The sequence below is a fragment of the uncultured Gimesia sp. genome (genome assembly GCF_937919775.1).
Taxonomy (GTDB): domain Bacteria; phylum Planctomycetota; class Planctomycetia; order Planctomycetales; family Planctomycetaceae; genus Gimesia.
The window spans coordinates 1-5,846 of record NZ_CALFPF010000554.1 but is presented as its reverse complement, the minus strand read 5'-3'; the positions used below and the strand labels follow the sequence as shown (position 1 = coordinate 5,846).

General features: G+C 51.8%; 4 protein-coding genes. 3 read left to right on the top strand and 1 reads right to left on the bottom strand.

Annotated elements, in window-relative coordinates; genetic code table 11:
• The 3 genes from Q0294_RS15950 to Q0294_RS15940 form a co-directional block, all read left to right on the top strand.
• Positions 1–1,891, top strand: a 1,891-nt coding sequence (locus Q0294_RS15950; RefSeq protein ID WP_299467434.1) for a GDSL-type esterase/lipase family protein, incomplete at its 5' end; no start/stop codon positions are given.
• Positions 1,892–1,961: 70 nt separating this feature from the next.
• The gene (locus tag Q0294_RS15945; protein ID WP_299467432.1) at positions 1,962–2,852 is read left to right on the top strand and encodes an acetamidase/formamidase family protein; all 891 of its coding nucleotides are present in this window, start codon (positions 1,962–1,964) and stop codon (positions 2,850–2,852) included.
• A gap of 63 nt (positions 2,853–2,915) precedes the next feature.
• Positions 2,916–4,535, top strand: coding sequence for a N,N-dimethylformamidase beta subunit family domain-containing protein (locus Q0294_RS15940; RefSeq protein WP_299467430.1), 1,620 nt, complete (start codon positions 2,916–2,918; stop codon positions 4,533–4,535).
• A 24-nt stretch (positions 4,536–4,559) separates the two neighbouring features.
• Here the strand turns inward: Q0294_RS15940 and Q0294_RS15935 are convergent.
• Positions 4,560–5,846 (bottom strand): DUF1501 domain-containing protein (locus tag Q0294_RS15935; protein ID WP_299467428.1); only part of this gene is annotated, 1,287 nt, incomplete at its 5' end.

Genomic DNA, 5,846 nt, shown 5'->3' with positions numbered 1-5,846 from the left:
TGCCTTTAAAGACAAGATGTGGCTGATGGGGGGCTGGTATAACGGCAGGTTGGAAGGGCATTCGGCAGGAAATCAAGTCTGGTCTTCAGTTGACGGCAAACAGTGGGATGAGGTCACGAAACAGGCAGAGTGGACTCCTCGTCTGGCGGCGGCCCTTGTGGAATTCAAGGGGAAAATGTGGTTGCTGGGCGGGACGGAAAACTATTATTTTGGCGACGCGAAAAGTCTGAAAAATGATGTCTGGTCTTCTTCCGACGGTAAAGAATGGAAGCTGGCCACAGCCAATGCCGGCTGGTCACCACGTGCGTATCATCAGGCCGCCGTGCTGAATGGAAAAATCTATGTATTCGGTGGCGGCAATTATACGCCGGAATATCATGCGACCAATGATGTCTGGAGTTCTGAAGATGGAATTCACTGGACACAGGAAACAGCGAAAGCCCCCTGGCACGAACGCTTATGGTTTTCGACGGTGGTGTATCGAGACCGGATCTGGGTGATCGGCGGCTGGTCGAACAATCCTGCGAAAAATAAAAATGATGCCTGGTATTCACAGGATGGTAAGAACTGGACCGAACTGAAGTCAGATGTTGTCTGGAAAGAACGTCACGAGCATTCGGCTTTCGTGTTTCAGGATAAAATCTGGTTAGCCGGCGGACATGCCCAACCGCTGAACAGCGAAGTCTGGACGCTGGATGTTCCTAAAGACTGGTTTGAAAAGACTGACAACATTTCCTCCCTGCAGCCCGGGCTCCCAAAAACAGTCGAAAAACTGAAGTCCGGAAAACCTGCGAAAATTGTCTGCTTCGGGGACAGCGTTACCGGCGTTTATTATCACACAGGCAGCCGTCGCGCTTATACGGATATGTTAGGATTGGCACTAAAGAAGGCCGTTCCTGAAGCCGATCTGACAATGATTAACGCCGGCATCAGCGGGCATACGACGGTGAATGCGTTGGCGCGGATCGACGGGGATGTGCTGAAACAGAAGCCTGATCTGGTGACAGTGATGTTCGGCTTGAATGACATGACCCGAGTTCCACTGGAACAGTATCGAGACAATCTGCGGGCGATCATTAGCCAATGCCGTGCGGTGGGAGCCGAGGTGTTGCTGTGTACGCCGAATGCAGTCATTACAACACAAAGTCGGCCGGCAGAAAAGCTGGTCCAATATTGTGATGTGGTCCGCGAGGTCGGCAGGGAAATGCAGGTGCCTGTTTGCGATAACTATCAAAAACTGACTGCACTGCGGGATCGGGACGCACTATCATGGCGTTTGCTGATGAGCGATGAAATTCATCCCAATATGGCAGGCCACAAAAAAATGGCGGAACTGATTGCTGAATCGATTACGGGAAAAACGGTTTCTCTGGCTGATGTCAAACCTCCGGCGCTGGCTATTCCACGCACAAAGTCACTACTCAAAAATAATCAACCAGTCCGGGTGATCGCGATGCCTCCTTTGGATCAGATGATTCAATCGGCCATGAAAAAAATCGCCCCTGATGCGCAACTGCAAGTGACAACCTGGCAGACGGAAGGCAAGACACGCAGGCAAATCGAAGCCGATGCGAAAGCGACGATCCGCCCCCAAAAACCAGATCTGGTTCTGCTGGCGATTCCGCGAACCGCAAAAGCCGACTCGCAGGAAGACTTCATTCACAGTTCTATCTGGACCATGAACTACGCGCTTAACTTTGGGACAGGGGGCTGGGATTGTGTCGTGTTTCATCCGGATGTCTTCGACTCTTCCCATCCGCAACCTGAGTATGATCAACTGACACGACGACTGGTCCTGGGCCAGGATTTGACACTCGTCGATCGAAAACCGGATCAAACCACGAGCACAGAAGAGCTAATCCTGAAATGGCTGAAATCTCAACTGGATTGAGTGAATGATCAATGTGTGTCCGTGACTAAGAAAATTACAGGTTGATCATTCTCCAGCGAGGATCACAAACATGAAACAGCTTTCGTTCGATTCGTTCAATTATGAATTCAATCGCTTTCAGGAACCGCGCATCAGAATCAAAACCGGCGAAACGATCCGGGTCGAAACGGAAGATGCGCTTTCCGGGCAGATCCGTCAGGCCGGCGATCGCAGAGATAAAAGCAAAGTACCGTTCAGCAATCCGGTAACCGGTCCCATTTATGTTGCACAGGCGGAGCCCGGTGATTCGCTGGCGATTAAAATCGAAGCCATTGAATCCCGCGACGGACAATGTGCGACGTATACGGGAAATCCGAAACAACTGTGCCAATGGCTGGGGACTGATGTGCCGGATGGCGCGCACGTCTGCCCGATTCGGGATGGGTTCGTCTATTGGAGTGATGAAATCAAAATTCCGTATGTGCCGATGCTGGGGTGTATCGGCACCACACCCGCGTATGGGATGCCCAGTACCATGCCGGCTGGCCCGCATGGCGGCAATATGGATATTAGAGAAGTCACTGTGGGCAACACGCTTTATCTGCCGGTCTTTGTAGCAGGAGCCCTGCTTTATCTGGGGGATGCCCATGCGGCGATGGGGCAGGGGGAACTCTCTGCGACCGGTCTGGAGATGGCCTCGCAAACGACTTTGACCATCAACCTGGTGAAAGGCAAAACGATTGCCGGGCCGCGTATTGAATCGCCAGAAGAGATCATTACCGTCGCCAGTGGGACGCCGATGGAACGCGCTACTGCCGAAGCCTTCGCCCAGATGATTCTCTGGATGGAAGCCGACTATGGCTGGAATCGATGGCGGGCCTATGATCTGCTGACGCATGTGGCGGACATCTCAATGGGCTACTATGAAGGAGGCGGTCTGGCAGTCAAAATTGCGAAAAAATATGTCGCTCATCCTTCTTAATCTTATTTTGTTCCTTCCATTATTTCTCGACTGCAGTTCTCTCCCGTTATCGGAATCGACCTTATGCTAATCGGATATGTCAGCGATGAAAATTATCGGGCACTTTACGATGTTGCCGTCGAGTTTCAGGCGGACGGCCAGTTCTTCAGTACCCGCTCGACTGCATCCGGAGCCGTGATTCTGGATCTTCCCGTGGGCGCGTATGAAGTCATCCTGCAGCACCGGGATCATTGTTCCAAGCGAGTTCAGCTGGAGGTGGAACCCGGGCAGGTTCATCAGTTTCGCTTACTGTCAACAAAATTGTATGGATTTGCCTGGCCTCGTTGTGTGAGCGCGGGAGAATCTTCAGAGTTTCGCGTGCATTCCACTTCTGAGTACAGTCTGGAATTGTGGCGGTACGGGAAAGAAAAAGAGTACGTGCGGCGGATTGGTACGTTTGACGATCATGCGCCTCTGGCGAATCTACAGATTACACCCGACGGTGATTACACTCAGAACGGCGTCGACTGGAACAACGTCGGTTATCGAACCGTCACACAGAAGCAAACCGTCGCCGCACCGGAGAAAACCGGCTTGTATATGTTCCATCTGAGTAACAAATCCGGGGATGTATTTACTTATCCCTGGGTCGTCTCGCCGCAAACACCGCAATCCAATGTGGCGATTCTGGCCAGCGATCTCACCTGGAATGCCTACAACAATTTCGGCGGGCGCAGTAATTATCTGAATCCGGAAGGGCTGCCTCCGACTCCCGTGGTCAACAGCCGCCAGGAATTGAGGCGCTATTTGAAGCCCTCGTTCGGAGCCTATTATGTGGAAGATTATCCACCTCTGTCTCTGGAACGGCCTCAGCCTTATTTGCACATTGACCTGAACGAGCAACTCCGTGATCCCATTTATAGCCGCATGGGGTGTGGCATGTTGCATTCGGAATGGCGGCTGCTGGGCTGGATGGAAGAGCAGGGACTGGATTACGATTATTACAGTGAAACTCAATTTCATTTCGGGCAGCTTCCGTTAGATGAATATAAAGTTCTGATTCTGAGTTCGCATCCGGAATACTGGTCGAAGCAGATGTATGACCGGCTGAAATCCTGGGTGTTTGAATCGGGGGGGCGGTTGATTTATCTGGGAGGCAACGGCTTAAACTGTGAAGTAGAATTTCTGGACGATCATCGTGTGGTTTATCACAACACGGATTGTACCCAATGGTGCGGTGTGGCGATGGACCCGCCCATCCCGGAATCGGAGTCGACTTTTGAAAGCCGCTATCATGCGCGACAGGAGTCCGAGGCAAATCTGCTGGGGGTTGTCTTTTCATTTGCCGGCATCATGACGGGGGCTCCGTATCAGGTGATTGATGATCAACACTGGTGTTTTGCGGGGACCAGCTTAAAGCAGGATGACCTGTTTGGCACGGAAAGCCAGCATATGCGAATTCCGGGTGGTGCGTCGGGGCATGAGACGGACAAAATTTCTGCCAGCTCGCCTCCCGAGGTGCATCTGGTCGCGCAGGGAACCAACCCGGATCAGGGAGGCGCGGATATGGTGCATTTCAAAACGTCCTCCGGTGGGGAAGTCTTCTCTGTAGGTTCAATCTGCTGGATCACTTCAATGCTGGTGGATGAAAATGTCTCTCGGATTTCACGCAACGTGATCGATCAATTTACGAAATCGGATTGAGAGCGAAGTGGATCGTTAAATAGATCAGGCGATGATATCCAGGATCGGTTTCCCGTAGTCAATTTCCAGTCGTTTGCGACCGGGAATATCCAGCTTATGGTGATCCAACCCCAGCAGGTGGTACAGGGTGGCATGGATATCGGTCACATAGTGTGGTGACTCGACCGCATGAAAACCGAGTTCATCGGTGGCGCCGTGGACGTGTCCCTGTTTGATTCCTGCTCCGGCAAACCAGACCGTGAAACCATGCGGATGATGATCGCGGCCGCTGGGCATCTTCGTATTTCCACGGTTTTCCACTGCCGGCGTTCGTCCGAATTCGGTGCAGAAGACAACGACTGTGTCGTCCCACATTCCGCGGCGTTTTAAATCTTTCAAGAGACCGGTAATCGGTTTATCGACGCGTTTACAGGAACGCGTGTGATTTTCCTTTAAATTCTGATGCGAGTCCCACTCGCCGTAATCGCTCAGATAGACCTGGGTAAAACGAACACCGCGTTCTGCCAGGCGACGGGCTGCCAGAAGACGACGGCCATAAAGGGCGGTCTCTTGATCATCGATGCCATACAGATTTTGCGTTTCCTGGGTCTCTTCTGTCAGATCCAGAACTTCAGGAACCGATGTTTGCATGCGGAATGCCAGTTCATAGGAATTGATGCGGGCCCGCAATTTCTCATCACTGGGATATTCTACGGACGATAGTTGATTCAGCTCATTGATGAAGGCATATTGGTTGGCCTGTTCCTGTTCCAGAACGGTTTGAGGCCTGGTGCCGAAGGGGAGTGGGTTTTTCGGGTCCAGAGACAGTTCCACTCCCATATACTTGGGGCCCAGGTAATCCGGATTGAAGTTTTCTTTCACGCGGGTGTCGGTATACGAACCCAGAAACACATATTCGGGCAGGTTTTGATTCAGGCTGCCTAAACCATAACTGAGCCAGGAACCGATCACCGGTTGTTTTTGATCGAGTTTATGTCTTCCGTGATGAATCTGATATTCGGCGGCATGATCATTATCGGTCGTATACATGGAACGGACAAAGGAAATCTCATCGACGCAGTTCGCCAGATGCGGCCACCAATCGGTGATTTCGATGCCCGACTCTCCCTGTTTCTTGAAACCCACCTGCATCGGCATGATCTTGGAATGTTCACGCTTCACCTGTACGACGGAACGCGCCCGTTCCTGATATCGCGGATCTTTAAACGGATCGGGGTAAACCGTTTCAGAAAAGGTTTTTCCGCCGTATTTATTCAATTCCGGTTTAGGATCAAACGTTTCCATCTGACTGTAACCGCCGGAAAGAAAGAC